Source organism: Paeniroseomonas aquatica, assembly GCF_030409335.1.
Taxonomy (GTDB): domain Bacteria; phylum Pseudomonadota; class Alphaproteobacteria; order Acetobacterales; family Acetobacteraceae; genus Belnapia; species Belnapia aquatica.
Map to the genome: position 1 here is coordinate 1 of NZ_JAUFPN010000297.1, position 15,274 is coordinate 15,274.

At 68.0% G+C, this 15,274-nt stretch carries 15 protein-coding genes and 1 tRNA gene; 1 reads left to right on the plus strand and 15 read right to left on the minus strand.

Annotated features, from left to right (window positions below; all coding sequences use genetic code 11):
* The 10 genes from QWZ14_RS29955 to QWZ14_RS30000 all read right to left on the minus strand — a co-directional run.
* On the minus strand, positions 1-159 hold a 159-nt coding region (locus tag QWZ14_RS29955; protein WP_290320739.1), incomplete at its 3' end, for a GTP-binding protein.
* Positions 160-215: 56 nt separating this feature from the next.
* Positions 216-692 (minus strand): 30S ribosomal protein S7, encoded by a 477-nt coding sequence (rpsG, locus tag QWZ14_RS29960; RefSeq protein ID WP_290320727.1) that lies wholly within the window; start codon positions 690-692, stop codon positions 216-218.
* A 12-nt stretch (positions 693-704) separates the two neighbouring features.
* Positions 705-1,076, minus strand: coding sequence for a 30S ribosomal protein S12 (rpsL, locus tag QWZ14_RS29965; RefSeq protein ID WP_043337543.1), 372 nt, complete (start codon positions 1,074-1,076; stop codon positions 705-707).
* Positions 1,077-1,411: 335 nt separating this feature from the next.
* Positions 1,412-5,569, minus strand: coding sequence for a DNA-directed RNA polymerase subunit beta' (gene rpoC / locus QWZ14_RS29970; RefSeq protein ID WP_290320728.1), 4,158 nt, complete (start codon positions 5,567-5,569; stop codon positions 1,412-1,414).
* 76 nt (positions 5,570-5,645) lie between these two features.
* Positions 5,646-9,848, minus strand: a complete 4,203-nt coding sequence (gene rpoB, locus QWZ14_RS29975) for a DNA-directed RNA polymerase subunit beta (protein WP_290320729.1) — start codon at positions 9,846-9,848, stop codon at positions 5,646-5,648.
* Positions 9,849-10,046: 198 nt separating this feature from the next.
* Positions 10,047-10,427 carry a 50S ribosomal protein L7/L12 gene (rplL, locus tag QWZ14_RS29980; protein WP_290320730.1) on the minus strand — a complete coding sequence of 127 codons (381 nt, stop codon included), beginning with the start codon at positions 10,425-10,427 and terminating at the stop codon, positions 10,047-10,049.
* Positions 10,428-10,537: 110 nt separating this feature from the next.
* Positions 10,538-11,071, minus strand: coding sequence for a 50S ribosomal protein L10 (rplJ, locus tag QWZ14_RS29985; protein WP_290320731.1), 534 nt, complete (start codon positions 11,069-11,071; stop codon positions 10,538-10,540).
* Positions 11,072-11,365: 294 nt separating this feature from the next.
* Positions 11,366-12,070, minus strand: coding sequence for a 50S ribosomal protein L1 (gene rplA, locus QWZ14_RS29990; protein WP_290320732.1), 705 nt, complete (start codon positions 12,068-12,070; stop codon positions 11,366-11,368).
* A 3-nt stretch (positions 12,071-12,073) separates the two neighbouring features.
* Entirely contained in the window at positions 12,074-12,508 is a 435-nt protein-coding gene (rplK, locus tag QWZ14_RS29995) for a 50S ribosomal protein L11 (protein WP_290320733.1), read from the minus strand.
* Between the two features lie 159 nt (positions 12,509-12,667).
* The gene (locus tag QWZ14_RS30000; protein WP_290320734.1) at positions 12,668-12,931 is read right to left on the minus strand and encodes a GlsB/YeaQ/YmgE family stress response membrane protein; all 264 of its coding nucleotides are present in this window, start codon (positions 12,929-12,931) and stop codon (positions 12,668-12,670) included.
* A 142-nt stretch (positions 12,932-13,073) separates the two neighbouring features.
* Here QWZ14_RS30000 and QWZ14_RS30005 point away from each other — a divergent pair, with 142 nt between their 5' ends.
* Positions 13,074-13,709, plus strand: a complete 636-nt coding sequence (locus QWZ14_RS30005) for a YidB family protein (RefSeq protein WP_290320735.1) — start codon at positions 13,074-13,076, stop codon at positions 13,707-13,709.
* Positions 13,710-13,735: 26 nt separating this feature from the next.
* Here QWZ14_RS30005 and QWZ14_RS30010 read toward each other — a convergent pair whose 3' ends face one another.
* From QWZ14_RS30010 to QWZ14_RS30030, 5 genes are all read right to left on the minus strand, one after another.
* The gene (locus QWZ14_RS30010; protein WP_290320736.1) at positions 13,736-13,921 is read right to left on the minus strand and encodes a hypothetical protein; all 186 of its coding nucleotides are present in this window, start codon (positions 13,919-13,921) and stop codon (positions 13,736-13,738) included.
* A gap of 239 nt (positions 13,922-14,160) precedes the next feature.
* Positions 14,161-14,697, minus strand: coding sequence for a transcription termination/antitermination protein NusG (nusG, locus tag QWZ14_RS30015; protein WP_290320737.1), 537 nt, complete (start codon positions 14,695-14,697; stop codon positions 14,161-14,163).
* 13 nt (positions 14,698-14,710) lie between these two features.
* A complete protein-coding gene (secE, locus tag QWZ14_RS30020; RefSeq protein WP_290320738.1) occupies positions 14,711-14,905 on the minus strand; it encodes a preprotein translocase subunit SecE in 195 nt (64 codons plus the stop codon).
* 102 nt (positions 14,906-15,007) lie between these two features.
* Positions 15,008-15,084 (minus strand) — tRNA-Trp (locus QWZ14_RS30025).
* Between the two features lie 117 nt (positions 15,085-15,201).
* The coding region (locus tag QWZ14_RS30030; RefSeq protein ID WP_290317085.1) for an EF-Tu C-terminal domain-related protein at positions 15,202-15,274 on the minus strand (73 nt) is incomplete at its 5' end.

Consider the following 15,274-nt stretch of genomic DNA (forward strand, 5'->3'; position numbering starts at 1 on the left):
CGCCTTGTCGATCTGGTCATAGGCCGTGAACGTGGCGCCACCGGTCTTCGCCAGGATCTTGGTGATCGCCGCCGTCAGCGACGTCTTGCCATGATCCACGTGACCGATCGTGCCAATGTTGCAGTGCGGCTTGTTCCGCTCAAACTTCGCCTTACCCATCGTCTTTGTCCCCGATCGGGCGTGCTGTTGCCAGCGCCCCGCGCGTCAGCGCGATGTTACCAACGATAGTGGCTGAAGGCCTTGTTGGCCTCGGCCATCCGGTGCGTGTCTTCGCGCTTCTTGACAGCCGTTCCGCGGTTGTTCGCCGCGTCCATCAGCTCGCCCGAGAGGCGCTCTTCCATCGTATTCTCACCGCGCTTCCGCGCGGATTCGATCAACCAGCGGATCGCCAGCGCCTGGCGGCGCTCGGGGCGAACCTCGACCGGAACCTGGTAGGTGGCGCCACCGACGCGGCGGCTGCGCACCTCCACGGCCGGCTTCACGTTGTCCATGGCTTCATGGAACATGCGCAGCGGATCCCCATTGGGGCCCACGCGGCGCTTCAGCGTGTCCATGGCAGCATAGACGATGCGTTCGGCAGTGCTCTTCTTGCCGTCGTACATCAGCACGTTCATGAAACGGCTGAGCACGAGATCCCCGAACTTCGGGTCCGGCAGCACTTCGCGCTTTTCGGCGCTATGACGGCGAGACATTCCTGCTCTCTCCTACTTCGGCCGCTTCGCGCCGTACAGCGAACGACGCTGGCGACGCTTCGGCAGGCCCTGCGTGTCGAGCACGCCGCGCAGGATGTGGTAGCGAACGCCCGGCAAATCCTTCACGCGGCCGCCGCGGATGAGCACCACGGAGTGCTCCTGCAGGTTATGGCCCTCGCCCGGGATGTAGCTCACCACCTCGTAGCCATTTGTCAGGCGCACCTTCGCGACCTTACGAAGCGCCGAGTTCGGCTTCTTCGGTGTGGTCGTGTAGACGCGCGTGCAGACGCCACGCTTCTGCGGGCAGCCCTGAAGCGCCGGAACCTTGTTCCGCTTCGCATTCGGCTCGCGCCCTTGGGCGATGAGCTGGTTGATCGTCGGCATGACGCCCCTTCGTGTACCGTCCGTCAGCCCCGCGACCGCGCAAGACCAAGATGCCCGCGCGGGCTGAGCAAGTTGCTCGCCGGCGGGCGCCCTGACCGGCACTCGGCCTAAGCAACCCTCGGAAGGATCGCGGTGCCGAACGCGCAGCGTTGTGGACCAATGTCCTGGCAGGTCCGGCGCCACAGCGCCCAGCCTTGCCCAGGGCCGGTTACCTACGCGGCGAAGGATGGTGAGTCAAGGGAAGCGGGCCCGGTCGACGGAAAAAGGCGGGGCAAAAGAAAAGGGCCGGGTCCCCTGCGGAACCCGGCCCTCCAACAATACGGCGTCCTGACCGATTACTCGGCGGCCTGGCGCCCCGACGGCTCCGGCAGGGCGGGCTGGGCCGCCGGCAGGCGCCCCTTGTCCCGCTGGGCTGCCAGCGCCCGGAGCCGGTTCATGACCGAGCCCGTACCCGCCGGGATGAGCCGGCCGACGATGACGTTCTCCTTCAGGCCGGCCAGCACGTCGACCTTGCCCGCCGTCGCCGCTTCCGTCAGCACCCGCGTCGTCTCCTGGAAGGAGGCGGCGGAGATGAAGCTGGTCGTCTGCAGCGAGGCCTTGGTGATGCCCTGCAGAACCGGCTCGGCCCGTGCGGGCCGCTCCTTCGCGGCCAGCCGCTTGTCGTTCTCGTCCTCGAACTCGATCCGATCCACCTGCTCACCGACCAGGTAGGTCGTGTCGCCGGCCTCGAGGATCTCGACCTTCTGCAGCATCTGGCGCGCGATGACCTCGATGTGCTTGTCGTTGATCTTCACGCCCTGCAGCCGGTAGACGTCCTGGATCTCGTTGACCAGGTAGTTCGCCAGCTGCTCGACACCGAGCACGCGCAGGATGTCGTGCGGCACGCGGGGTCCGTCGACGAGCGGGTCGCCGGCCTTCACGTAGTCGCCTTCCTGCACCGAGACGTGCTTGCCCTTGGGCACCAGGTATTCCCGCGGCACCGGGGCCTCGTCACCCTGCTGCTCCGGCACCACGACGATGCGGCGCTTCGCCTTGTAGTCCTTGCCGAACTCCACGCGCCCGTCGATCTCGGAGATGATCGCGTGGTCCTTCGGCCGGCGGGCCTCGAACAGCTCGGCCACCCGCGGCAGACCGCCGGTGATGTCGCGCGTCTTCGAGGATTCGCGCGGCAGCCGGGCCAGCACGTCGCCCGCCTTCACCGTGCCGCCGTTCTCGATGTTCAGCACCGAGGAGGGCTGCAGGAAGTACTGCTGCACCTGCCCGTCGTCGGACTTCAGCAGCAGCCGCGGACGCAGGTTGGCGTTGCGGGCCTTGTCGATCGGCTCGCGCACCACCTTGGAGGTGAGGCCGGTCACCGGATCGGTCTCCTCGTAGAGGGTCACCGCCTCGATGAGGTCGGCGAACTCCACCAGGCCGGTCCGCTCGGTGATGATCGGCAGGGTGAAGGGGTCCCATTCGGCCAGCTTCTGGCCGCGGGCCACCGTCGCCCCCTCGTCCACCAGCAACCGGGCGCCGTAGGGCACGCGGTAGCGGGCGCGCTCGCGTCCGGCGACATCCGCCAGCACGATCTCGCAGTTCCGGCTCATCACCACCGGCGCGCCGGCGCTGTTCGCCACCACGTTGCGGTTGGCGATCTTGACCGTGCCGTCGTTGGTCGCCTCGACCGCGGACTGCTCGGCGCCACGCTGCGCCGCGCCGCCGATGTGGAAGGTCCGCATCGTCAGCTGCGTGCCCGGCTCGCCGATCGACTGCGCGGCGATGACGCCCACCGCCTCGCCGACGTTGACCGGGGTGCCGCGCGCCAGGTCACGGCCATAGCAATGGCCGCAGACGCCGACGCCGGCATCGCAGGTGAGGACGGAGCGGATGTACATCTCCTCCACGCCCGCCGCCTCGATGCGCTCGGCATCCGGCTCCTCGATCAGCTTGTTCCTGACCATCAGCACCTCGCCGGTGGCGGGGTCGATGACGTCACGCTGTGACACGCGACCCAGGATCCGCTCGGAGAGCGAGGAGATGACCTCGCCGCCGTCCATCACCGGCCGGACGGTGATGCCGCGCTCGGTGCCGCAGTCGTTCATCACGATGATGCAGTCCTGCGCCACATCCACCAGACGCCGCGTCAGGTAGCCGGAGTTCGCCGTCTTCAGCGCCGTATCCGCGAGGCCCTTGCGGGCGCCGTGGGTGGAGTTGAAGTACTCGAGGACCGTCAGCCCCTCCTTGAAGTTGGAGATGATCGGCTGCTCGATGATCTCGCCCGAGGGCTTGGCCATCAACCCGCGCATGCCGGCGAGCTGGCGCATCTGCGCCGGCGAGCCACGCGCACCGGAGTGCGACATCATCCAGACGCTGTTGGTGGGACGGCCGATCTCCTGGCGGGAGATCTCCTTCATCATCGCCTGCGCCACTTCCTCGGTGCAACGCGACCAGGCGTCGACCACCTTGTTGTAGCGCTCGCCCGCGGTGATCAGGCCGTCGAGGTACTGCTGCTCGAACTCCTTCACCTCGGTCTTGGTCTTGGCGATCATCCCGGTCTTCTCGGCCGGGATCATCATGTCGTCCTTGCCGAAGGAGATGCCCGCCTTCGCCGCTTGGCGGAAGCCGATGCCCATGAGGCGATCGGCGAAGATCACGCTCTCCTTCTGGCCGCAGTGCCGGTAGACCGCGTCGATGACGTCCGAGATGGACTTCTTCGTCAGCTGGCGGTTGATCAGGCTGAAGGGCAGCTGCGGGTGCAGCGGCAGCAGCTGGCCCATGATGACGCGGCCCGGCGTGGTCGCCACCCGCTCCATCACCAGCTTGCCGTCGCGGTCCATCGCCTGGCGCCGCATGCGGATCTTGGTGTGCAGCTGGAGCGAGCCATGCGCCATGGCCTGCTCGATCTCGCCCATGGTGGAATAGGCGGGCGCCTTCTGCTCATCGGCGACGCGGAACTCCGGCGTCTCCAGGCTGAGGTAGTAGAGGCCGAGCACGATGTCCTGGCTCGGCACGATGATCGGCTTGCCGTTGGCCGGGCTGAGGATGTTGTTGGTCGACATCATCAGCACGCGGGCTTCGAGCTGCGCCTCCAGGCTCAGTGGCACGTGGACCGCCATCTGGTCGCCGTCGAAGTCGGCGTTGAAGGCGGTGCAGACCAGCGGATGCAGCTGGATCGCCTTGCCCTCGACCAGCACCGGCTCGAACGCCTGGATGCCGAGGCGGTGGAGCGTCGGCGCCCGGTTCAGCATGACCGGATGCTCGCGGATCACCTCCTCGAGGATGTCCCAGACCTCGGGACGCTCCTTCTCCACCATCCGCTTGGCGGCCTTGATGGTGGTGGCGTGGCCGTACTTCTCGAGCTTCGAGTAGATGAAGGGCTTGAACAGCTCGAGCGCCATCTTCTTCGGCAGCCCGCACTGGTGCAGCTTCATCTCGGGACCGACGACGATCACCGACCGGCCGGAATAATCGACGCGCTTGCCGAGCAGGTTCTGCCGGAACCGACCCTGCTTGCCCTTCAGCATGTCGGACAGCGACTTCAGCGGACGCTTGTTGGCCCCCGTGATGGCGCGGCCGCGGCGGCCGTTGTCGAACAGCGCATCCACCGCTTCCTGCAGCATGCGCTTCTCGTTGCGCACGATGATGTCCGGCGCCCGCAGCTCGATCAGCCGCTTCAGGCGGTTGTTGCGGTTGATGACGCGGCGATAGAGGTCGTTCAGGTCCGAGGTCGCGAAACGGCCACCATCCAGCGGCACCAGCGGGCGCAGCTCGGGCGGGATCACCGGCACGACGTTCAGGATCATCCAGTCGGGCTTGGCGCCGCTCTCGGCGAAGGCCTCGATCAGCTTCAGCCGCTTGACCAGCTTCTTGCGCTTCGCCTCGGAGGTGGTCTCCTTGAGGTCGGCGCGCAGCCGCACGGCTTCCTTGCCGCTATCGATGCCGGTGAGCATCTGCTTCACCGCCTCGGCGCCGATGCCGACGGTGAAGGCATCCTCGCCGAACTCGTCCATCTTCGTCTGGTACTGGTCTTCGGTCATCAGCTGATGCAGCTTCAGATCGGTCAGGCCAGGCTCGAGCACCACGTAAGACTCGAAGTAGAGGACCTTCTCCAGCTCCTTCAGCGTCATGTCAACCATGAGGCCGACACGGCTGGGCAGGGACTTCATGAACCAGATATGGGCGACCGGCGAGGCCAGCTCGATATGGCCCATGCGCTCGCGGCGCACCTTCGCCAGCGTCACCTCGACGCCGCACTTCTCACAGATGATGCCGCGGAACTTCATCCGCTTGTACTTGCCGCAGAGGCACTCGTAGTCCTTAATCGGGCCGAAGATGCGGGCGCAGAACAGCCCGTCCCGCTCCGGCTTGAAGGTACGGTAGTTGATGGTCTCCGGCTTCTTGATCTCGCCGTAGCTCCAGGAGCGGATCTGCTCCGGGCTGGCAATGGAGATCTTGATCTGGTCGAAGGTCATCGCCTGGCCGGTTTGGCCCAGGATCTTCATCAGCTCGTTCATGCGGCCTTCCTTTTGGTCCAGCCTGCCGCCACCGGTTTCCCGGGGCGGCCGCGCAGAAAGGGTGTTTGCGGCAAGATCAGTTGCCGCGGGTCTCGAGGTCGACGTTCAGCCCGAGCGACTTCAATTCCTTGACCAGGACGTTGAAGCTTTCCGGGATGCCGGCCTCGAAATTGTCCTGGTCCCGGACGATCGCCTCATAGACCTTGGTACGGCCGGAGACGTCGTCGGATTTCACCGTCAGCATTTCCTGCAAGGTGTAGGCGGCGCCATAGGCTTCAAGCGCCCAGACCTCCATCTCGCCGAAGCGCTGGCCACCGAACTGCGCCTTGCCACCCAGCGGCTGCTGGGTCACCAGGGAGTAGGGGCCGATGCTGCGGGCGTGGATCTTGTCGTCGACCAGATGGTGCAGCTTCAGCATGTAGATGATGCCGACCGTCACCTTCCGCTCGAAGATCTCGCCGGTCCGCCCGTCGGTCAGCCAGACCTGGCCCGAGCTTTCCAGCCCGGCCCGCGCCAGCATGCCCTCGATGTCGGCCATGCGGGCGCCGTCGAACACCGGCGTCGCGATCGGGATGCCCTTCTTCAGGTTCTCCGACATCTCGATGAGCTGGTCGTCGCTCATCGGCGCGATCTGCTCGTCGAAGATCTCGTCCGGGTTGGCCTTGTTGGCGTCGCGGTAGACGTCCTTCAGCAGGTCGAGCAGCTCCTGCCGCATGGCGCCGGACCGGCGGTACTCCTCGACCAGTTCGCCGACCTGCTTGCCCAGCGTGGCGCAGGCCCAGCCGAGATGGGTCTCGAGGATCTGCCCGACGTTCATGCGCGACGGCACGCCCAGCGGGTTCAGCACGATGTCGACCGAGGTGCCGTCCTCGAGGAAGGGCATGTCCTCCACCGGTACGACGCGGGAGACCACGCCCTTGTTGCCGTGCCGGCCGGCCATCTTGTCGCCCGGCTGCAGCTTGCGCTTCACCGCAACGAAGACCTTGACCATCTTCATCACGCCGGGCGGCAGCTCGTCGCCGCGCTGGAGCTTCTCGACCTTCGATTCGAACCGCTTCTGCAGGCGCTCGACGGCGGCGTCGAATTCCCGCTTCAGCGCCTCGATCTCGGCCATGGCGGCATCGTCCTGGACGCCGATCTGGCGCCAGGTCGCCTTGGCGAACTGGTCGAGCACCGTATCGTCGATGACGGTGCCGGCCTTGACGCCGCGGAAGCCGCCCGAGGCCTTGCGGTTCAGCAGGCGCTCGCGCAGCCGGCTGTGGAAGGACCGCTCCTGGATCGACTTCTCGTCGTCGCGGTCCTTGGCCAGCCGCTCGATCTCGGCGCGCTCGATCGCCATCGCGCGCTCGTCCTTGTCCACGCCGCGGCGGGAGAAGACGCGGACGTCGACGATGGTGCCGGCGACGCCCGGCGGCAGCCGCAGCGAGGTGTCGCGCACGTCGGAAGCCTTCTCGCCGAAGATGGCGCGGAGCAGCTTCTCCTCCGGCGTCATCGGGCTCTCGCCCTTCGGCGTCACCTTGCCGATCAGGATGTCGCCCGGCTGCACTTCCGCGCCGATGTAGACAATGCCGGCCTCGTCGAGGTTGCGGAGCGCTTCCTCGCCGACGTTCGGGATGTCCCGGGTGATCTCCTCCTGGCCCAGCTTGGTGTCGCGGGCCATGACCTCGAATTCCTCGATGTGGATCGAGGTGAAGACGTCGTCCTTGGCGATCCGCTCGGAGATCAGGATGCTGTCTTCGAAGTTGTAGCCGTTCCAGGGCATGAAGGCGACCAGGACGTTCCGTCCCAGCGCCAGCTCGCCCAGCTCGGTGCTCGGCCCGTCGGCGATGATCTCGCCGCCGCGCACGCCGTCACCCACCTTCACCAGCGGGCGCTGGTTGATGCAGGTGCTCTGGTTGGAGCGCTGGAACTTGCGCAGCCGGTAGATGTCGACGCCACGGGTGGTGCCGTCGTCGCCGGTCGCCCGCACCACGATACGGGCACCGTCGATGCTGTCTACCACGCCGTCGCGCTTGGCGACGATGGTCGCACCCGAATCCCGGGCGACCGCCGCTTCCATGCCGGTGCCGACCAGCGGCGCATCGGCGCGCACCAGCGGCACCGCCTGGCGCTGCATGTTGGAGCCCATCAGCGCGCGGTTGGCGTCATCATTCTCGAGGAACGGGATCAGCGCCGCGGCGACCGAGACGAGCTGCTTCGGCGAGACGTCGATCGCGGTGACCTCCTCCGGCTTCACCAGCCGGAAGTCGCCACCCTGGCGGACCGAGACCAGCTCCGAGAGGAACTGGCCGGTCGCCGTATCGACCTCGGCATCGGCCTGGGCGACGACCAGGCGCTCCTCCTCCATGGCGGAGAGGTAGCGCGGCTCGCCGACGATCTTGCCGTCCCGCACCAGCCGGTACGGGGTCTCGATGAAGCCGTACTTGTTCACCTTGGCGAAGGTGGCGAGCGAGTTGATCAGGCCGATGTTCGGGCCTTCCGGCGTCTCGATCGGGCAGATGCGGCCGTAGTGGGTCGGGTGCACGTCGCGCACCTCGAAGCCGGCGCGCTCCCGGGTCAGGCCGCCAGGTCCGAGCGCGGAGAGGCGGCGCTTGTGCGTCACTTCCGAGAGCGGGTTGGTCTGGTCCATGAACTGGCTGAGCTGGCTGGAGCCGAAGAACTCCCGCACCGCCGCCGCCGCCGGCTTGGCGTTGATCAGGTCGTGCGGCATGACGGTGTCGATGTCGACCGACCCCATGCGCTCCTTGATCGCGCGCTCCATCCGGAGCAGGCCGACGCGGTACTGGTTCTCCATCAGCTCGCCGACCGAGCGCACCCGGCGGTTGCCGAGGTTGTCGATGTCGTCGATCTGGCCGCGGCCGTCCTTCAGCTCGAGCAGCACGCGCATGGTGGCGATGATGTCCTGCTTGCGCAGGGTGCGGACCGTGTCGGCCACCTCCTCGGCGGAGAAGCCGAGGCGCATGTTCATCTTCACGCGCCCGACCGAGGAGAGGTCGTAGCGCTCGCCGTCGAAGAACAGGCCGCGGAACAGGGTCTCGGCGGTCTCCGGCGTCGGCGGCTCGCCCGGGCGCATGACCCGGTAGATGTCCATCAGCGCTTCGTCGCGGCTGGTGTTCTTGTCCACCGTCAGGGTGTTGCGGATCCAGGGACCCACGCTCTGGTCGATGGCGAGCGTCGGAAGCCGGTCGAGGCCGGCGGTCTCGATCGCCGCCAGCTTCGGCTCGGTCAGCTCCTCGCCGGCCTCGGCCCAGATCTCGCCGGTCTCCATGTTGACCAGGTCTTCAGCGACGAAGCGGCCCAGCAGGTCGGGACGGCCGACCAGCACCTCGGTGGTGCCGCCCTCGGCGATCTTGCGGGCGGCGCGCGGGGTCAGCTTGGCGTCCTTCTCGGCCACCACCTGCCCGGTATTCGCATCGACCAGCGGCTCCGACAGCTTGATGCCGCGGAAGGCCTCGGGATCGAAGGGACGCGACCAGCCGGAAGGGCCGCGGGTGAAGGCCACCTGGCCGTAGAAGCAGTTGAGGATCTCCTCGGCATCCATGCCGCGGATCTCGTTCGGCTCCAGGGCGATGGCGCCCTTCTCGACGCGCAGCGCCTCGGTCCGCTCGCTGTCCAGCGCCAGCAGCAGGGTGCTGGCCGGCAGCTTGCGCTTGCGGTCGATGCGGACGTAGCAGATGTCCTTGGCGTCGAACTCGAAGTCGAGCCAGGAGCCGCGGTAGGGGATGACGCGCGCGGCAAAGAGGTACTTGCCGCTGCTGTGGGTCTTGCCCTTGTCGTGGTCGAAGAAGACGCCCGGGCTGCGGTGCATCTGGGAGACGATGACGCGCTCGGTGCCGTTGATGATGAAGGTGCCGTTGTCCGTCATCAGGGGCATGTCGCCCATGTAGACGTCCTGCTCCTTGATGTCGCGGACGGACCGGCTGCCGGTGTCCTCATCCACGTCCCAGACGATCAGGCGCAGGCGGACCTTCAGCGGGGCGGCGAAGGTCAGCCCGCGCTGGATGCACTCCTCGACGTCGTACTTCGGCTCCTCGAGCTCGTACTGGACGAATTCCAGCCGGCCGCGGCCGGCGAAGTCGTCGATCGGGAAAACCGATTTGAAAACTTCCTGCAACCCGGTATGGGTGCGTGCGTCAGGATTGACCTCCATCTGCAGGAAGGCTTCGTAGGAAGCCCGCTGCACGTCGATCAGGTTCGGCATCGGTGCCACCTCGGGCAGCCGCCCGAAGCTCTTGCGGATGCGCTTGCGCCCGGTGAACGACTTCGTGATAGCGTTCATGCCTGTCCCGTATCCCTCTCGCCCAGCCCGCGACCCGACGCGTGCCGCATTCCCGTCCCTTGGCCGCCGCATCCCCATGCCGGGAGGATGAAACGGCAGCACGGGCGGCAACCCCTTGGGTTCCCGCCCGCACCTCCGATAGTAGGACCCCAACCCCGGCAACGGACGCCCGGGGTTGGGATTGCAGCAGAAGCGACCTTACTTGACCTCGACGGTCGCCCCGTTCTCTTCCAGGACCTTCTTGATCTTGGCGGCCTCGTCCTTCGACGCAGCCTCCTTCACCACCTTCGGGGCGCCCTCGACCAGGTCCTTGGCTTCCTTCAGCCCCAGACCGGTGATCGTACGGATCTCCTTGATGATGTTGATCTTCTTGTCGCCGGCCTTGGCGAGGGTGACGGTGAACTCCGTCTGCTCCTCGGCAGGCGCGGCGGCGGCGCCGGCAGCAGCAGGGGCCGCCGCGGCCGCGACCGGAGCCGCGGCGGAGACGCCCCACTTCTCTTCCAGCATCTTGGAGAGCTCAGCGGCTTCCAGGACGGTCAGGCTGGAGAGCTCATCGACCAGCTTTGCGAGATCGGCCATGTCTGTGTACCCTTTGATCTAATGGCTTGGCGTGCGGTTTGCAACACCCCGGGCGCATCGCCGGGCCAGGCCCGCGAATTCCACCCTGGGGTTTAGTCCACTCAGTCAGGTCAGGCGGCTTCCGCCCCGTCCTCTGCGTCCTTCTTGGCGAAGGCCGCGAACACCCGTGCCAGCTGCGAACCAGGAGCCTGCAGGATCCCGGCGATGCGCGTTGCCGGGGTCTGGATCAGACCCAGCAGCTGCGCCCGCAGCGTCTCGAGCGACGGCAGCTCGGACAGTGCCTTGATCCCATCGGGGTTCAGGGCCTGGGTCCCGAGTGCGCCGCCCAGGATGACGAACTTGTCGTTACCCCTGGCGAACTCCACGGCGGTCTTGGCCACGGCCACCGGATCCTTCGACCACGCGAGCGCGGTCGGACCCTTCAGCAATGGCGAGATGCCCTGGAAGCGGGTGCCGTCGAGGGCGAGCGTGGCCAGCCGGTTCTTCGCGACCTTGTACGTCGCCCCGGCATCGCGCATGCGGCGGCGCAGATTGCTCACCTCGGCGACCGTCAGACCCTTGTTCTGGGCGACGAGCACGAAGGAAGTATCAGCGAATACCGTGGCGAGCTGGGCGATGAACTCGCGCTTTTCCGTGCGGTCCAAATCCCGTCTCCGTCGGTGGCCGTCGCCTGGTGGAGGGGCTACGGCCGGTTCACACGGGGACCGAAGGCGGAATGCCCCCGATCCCGGTTCGCCTGTCTGAGCCGGACTGCCAAGCCATTGCGCCGCCGGGAGCTGGTCCCGGTCGGCGGGGATGGTTTCGCACCCCGTCTACCACTGGCGGAACCGGAGTTCCCTTAAGGCCCCTTCTGGGGCTACCCGTGGTCTCGGACAGGTTTCGGGACGGCCCTTGCGGGCCATCCCTGCGCGCCCGCCCCGAGGGGCGGGCGAATGCCTTCAGGCGGTGGCGGCGCTGAGGGTGCCGATGTCGACCTTCACGCCCGGGCCCATGGAGGAGGCCACCGAGACCTTCTTCACGTAGGTGCCCTTGGCGCCGGCCGGGCGGGCCCGCTGGATGGCGTCGACGAAGGCGCGGGCATTCTCGAGGAGCTTCTCCTCGTCGAAGCTGACCTTGCCGATGCCGGCGTGCACGATTCCAGCCTTCTCGGCGCGGAACTCCACCTGGCCGGCCTTGGCGGCGGTGACGGCGCCCTTGACGTCCATGGTGACGGTGCCGAGGCGGGGGTTCGGCATCAGCCCGCGCGGGCCGAGGATCTTACCGAGCCGCCCGACCAGGCCCATCATGTCCGGGGTGGCGATGCAGCGATCGAACTCGATCTTGCCTTCCTGCACGGCAGCGGCGAGGTCGTCGGAGCCGACCACGTCGGCGCCGGCGGCCAGGGCCTCCTCGGCCTTCGGCCCGCGGGCGAAGACGCCGACGCGGACGGTCTTGCCGGTGCCGTTCGGCAGGCCGACCACGCCGCGGACCATCTGGTCGGCGTGGCGCGGGTCGATGCCGAGGTTCATCGAGATCTCGACGGTCTCGTCGAACTTCGCCTTCGCGTTCGCCTTGATCAGGCTGATCGCCTGGGTCAGCGGGAGGACGGCGTCACGGTCGATGGACGCGTAGATCGCCTTGAGGCGCTTGCCCTGCTTGGCCATGATTTACGCCTCCACCACGGTGAGGCCCATGGACCGGGCCGAGCCTGCCAACATGCTGACCGCCGCCTCGACCTCGTTGGCGTTCATGTCCTTCATCTTGATCGCGGCGATCTCGCGCAGCTGGGTCTTGGTGACCCGGCCGACGCTGCCGCCCTTGCCCGGCGTGGTGCTGCCCTTGGTGATGGCGGCGGCGCGCAGCAGGAAGTGCGTGTTCGGCGGCGTCTTGGTGATGAAGGCGAAGGTGCGGTCGGAGAAGGCGGTGATGACCACCGGCGTCGGCGTGCCGGGCTCGAGGCCCTGGGTCGCCGCGTTGAATTCCTTCACGAACTGCATGATGTTCAGGCCGCGCTGGCCCAGCGCCGGGCCGACCGGCGGCGAGGGGTTCGCCTTGCCGGCGGGAATCTGCAGCTTGATGTAGCCGGTGATCTTCTTGGCCATGGTGGTCCCTGCGGTCAGGGAGCCGCGGTGCCAACGGCACCGGCCCGAACCAGGGCCAGCCGCCTCCCGCGTCTCGGTCGAGTGAGCGGGGGCGTATGGGCGGGTCCGGCGGGAGAGTCAAGCCTCCCCGCGCCGCACCCGCCGGTCTGTCGCCGCAGCCTAGAGGCTGCTGCCGGCCGAGCGCCGGGTCACCATGTTGTAGATGAAGAGCACGATGACAGCGCCGACGACCGCGCCGAGGAAGCCCGCGCCCTCGCCGGCCCGGTACCAGCCGACCGCCTGGCCGAGATAGGTCGCCACCACGGCGCCGACGATGCCGAGCAGGGTGGTGATGATGAAGCCGGCCGGGTCACGCCCGGGGTGGAGGAATTTCGCGACCAAGCCGGCCAGGAAGCCGATCACGATTGTGCCGATGATACCCATGACAGGATCCTTTCCAATGCGCGGGCTAAAGCCGGCGGGCGCGCTCCGGTTCCGCGCCGGAACGGGCAATTCCCCGCGCCTGGCCGCCACTTCGGGCGGTCCCCGGCGTTGGTGGCCGGGACAACACAGGGAGTGGTGGACCATGGGCGAGAATCTCTTCGGCAAATCGGATGGCGGGCTGGCCGGCGGCATGTCGGGCGGGCTGCAGATGGCGGCGATCGCGCTGCTGGTGCAGCAGCTGATGAAGCACTCCCGGGGATCAGCGGCCGAGGCCACTGCCCCCTCCCCGGCCGAGGGCCAGGCCGCGCCTGCCCAAGGCGGTGGCCAGGGCGGCGGCCTCGGCGACATCCTGGGCGGGCTGCTCGGCGGCGGCGCCGGTGCGGCGGCGGGCGGCGGCCTCCTCGGCGGGCTGCTCGGCGGCGGCGGGTCGGCGGCCGGCGGCGGGATCCTCGGCGGCCTCGGCGGCCTGCTCGGCGGCCTGCGCGGCCATGGCATGGAGGGCAAGGTGGACAGCTGGGTCCAGCCCGGGCCGAACCAGAGCGTATCGGCCGACGAGCTGTCGCGCGCCTTCGATCCGAAGGATATCGACGCGGCCGCCCGCGAGGCCGGGACCGACCGCGGCGGGCTGATGCAGGAGGTCAGCCGCCTGCTGCCCGATTTCGTCGACAAGCTGACGCCGCAGGGCCGGGTGCCGGAGCGCGAGACGGACCTCGGCAGCGGCGGGCTGGGCGGTCTGCTGGGCAGCCTGCTCGGCGGCCAGGGCCAGCCGCGGCGCTGAACCAAGGGGGGGGAGGCCGGCCCGGATCAGCCCGGCCTGGCCTCCATCCGGCCGATGAGCTGGCGCATGCGGGGGATCTCCGCCTCCAGCGCCAGGCCCAGGGCGGGGCCATCGACCCCGCCCCAGTTGATGGTGCCGGTGGTGTCGAACAGCGCCTTCACCTCAGGGTCGGCGAGGGCCGCGCGGGTCGCCGCCGCCAGCCGCGCGACCACCCCGTCCGGGGTGCGGGCCGCCGGGCACCACCCAGGTGATGGGGCGGGCGGGAGACGAATCCACCGCAGCAGCGGCGGGCCGCCCGAGGGGGCGGAGCAGCGGCAGGCCCGCGCCCCGGGCCAATGCGCGTCTACGGGTCCTCGCCATGGCAGGCCGCCTTCCGCCGTTTCCCGCCGGGCTCTGCGGCCCGGGCGACGGCGAGGCTAGCCTGCGGGGCGGGCCCGCGTATACGCGAAGCTCAGACCTTCTCGACCTGCGTGTATTCCAGCTCGACCGGGGTGGAGCGGCCGAAGATGCTGACCGAAACCTTCACCCGGCCGCGCTCCTCGTCGACTTCCTCGACCGTGCCCATGAAGCTGGTGAAGGGACCGTCGGCGACGCGGACCTGCTCGCCGATCTCGAAGACCACGGCGGGCTTGCGCGGCTTGTCCACGCCTTCCTTGACCTGGTTGACGATGCGGATCGCCTCGGCCTCGGTGATCGGGGCGGGCTTGTTGCGGGCGCCGAGGAAGCCGGTGACCTTGGGGGTGTCCTTCACCAGGTGCCAGGCATCGTCCGACATGGCCATCTTCACCAGGACGTAGCCGGGGAAGAACTTGCGCTCGGAATTCACCTTCTGGCCGCGGCGGACCTCGGTCACTTCCTCGGCGGGGACCAGGATCTCGTCGAATTGGTCGGCCAGCCCCTTCTGGGCGGCCTGTTCCTTGATCTGCTGCGCGATCTTCTTCTCGAAGCCGGAGTAGACATGGACCACGTACCAGCGCTTGTCGGCCATTTCTGCGGTTCCCTCACCCGATCCCGAATAGGCCGCGCATCGCCAGGGCGATGAGTTGATCGACGACCAGGAAGAAGACGGCCGCCAGCGCCGACATGGCGAGCACCAGCCCGGTCGTGATCAGGGTCTCCTTGCGGGACGGCCAGGTGACCTTGGCCACCTCGGTCCGCACTTCCCGGACGTAGAGTGCGGGATCGAACTTGGCCAACGCGAAGAACCTCTGGGCTCGGGTGGAATGCTGCGCGAGCGGTGCCCGCCCTGGGCACCACCCGACCGAAATACTGCGGTCTTGGTGGATAGTCTGCGGGCTTGGCAGGGGCGGAGGGTCTCGAACCCACAACCTCCGGTTTTGGAGACCGGCACTCTAGCCAATTGAGCTACGCCCCTATGCCCGCAGCCAGGACGGCGGGAATAGCCGAGCCGGCGCAGGCTGTCCAGACGTGCCAGGCACGATCCGGCAGCCAAATGCCGAAAACGGCCCGGCCGGCGGCCGGGCCGGCCCGCCTATTTCACGATGCTGGCGACGACGCCGGCGCCGACGGTGCGGCCGCCTTCGCGGATGGCGAAGCGGAGCCCC

Bases quoted from the DNA above. Each gene is read 5' to 3' on its own strand.
- QWZ14_RS30000 (WP_290320734.1), bottom strand. From the start codon at position 12,931: ATGGGTATCATCGGCACAATCGTGATCGGCTTCCTGGCCGGCTTGGTC.
- rpoC (WP_290320728.1), bottom strand. From the start codon at position 5,569: ATGAACGAGCTGATGAAGATCCTGGGCCAAACCGGCCAGGCGATGACC.
- rplA (WP_290320732.1), bottom strand. From the start codon at position 12,070: ATGGCCAAGCAGGGCAAGCGCCTCAAGGCGATCTACGCGTCCATCGAC.
- rplK (WP_290320733.1), bottom strand. From the start codon at position 12,508: ATGGCCAAGAAGATCACCGGCTACATCAAGCTGCAGATTCCCGCCGGC.
- rplL (WP_290320730.1), bottom strand. From the start codon at position 10,427: ATGGCCGATCTCGCAAAGCTGGTCGATGAGCTCTCCAGCCTGACCGTC.
- rpsG (WP_290320727.1), bottom strand. From the start codon at position 692: ATGTCTCGCCGTCATAGCGCCGAAAAGCGCGAAGTGCTGCCGGACCCG.
- QWZ14_RS30005 (WP_290320735.1), top strand. From the start codon at position 13,074: ATGGGCGAGAATCTCTTCGGCAAATCGGATGGCGGGCTGGCCGGCGGC.
- nusG (WP_290320737.1), bottom strand. From the start codon at position 14,697: ATGGCCGACAAGCGCTGGTACGTGGTCCATGTCTACTCCGGCTTCGAG.
- rpsL (WP_043337543.1), bottom strand. From the start codon at position 1,076: ATGCCGACGATCAACCAGCTCATCGCCCAAGGGCGCGAGCCGAATGCG.
- rpoB (WP_290320729.1), bottom strand. From the start codon at position 9,848: ATGAACGCTATCACGAAGTCGTTCACCGGGCGCAAGCGCATCCGCAAG.